Here is a 206-nt window from a genome sequence, read left to right as displayed (position 1 = left end):
CTTTGTATTTAAGCTATCTTATATTTTTTAGCATTTTTAAGATTAATACTTGCATTTAAATCTCTATCAATAGATAATCCACAACTACATTTATAAACTCTATCTTTAAGTTTTAAATTCTTATTAATCTCTTCACACTGGCTACAAGTCTTTGATGATGGATAAAATCTATCAACAATTCTAAGTTCTATATTATTTTGCTTACA

General features: G+C 23.8%; 1 protein-coding gene. It reads right to left on the bottom strand.

All coding sequences use genetic code 11. From position 1 onward, the window contains the following. Positions 1-8: 8 nt before the first annotated feature. The coding region (locus tag KGF46_RS20485) for a transposase (protein WP_227862260.1) at positions 9-206 on the bottom strand (198 nt) is incomplete at its 5' end.

Source organism: Clostridioides sp. ZZV14-6153 (assembly GCF_020657855.1).
In the GTDB taxonomy this organism is placed as follows: Bacteria; Bacillota; Clostridia; order Peptostreptococcales; family Peptostreptococcaceae; genus Clostridioides.
Note: the sequence above shows the minus strand (reverse complement) of the source record. Positions and strands in the feature narration are given on the sequence as shown.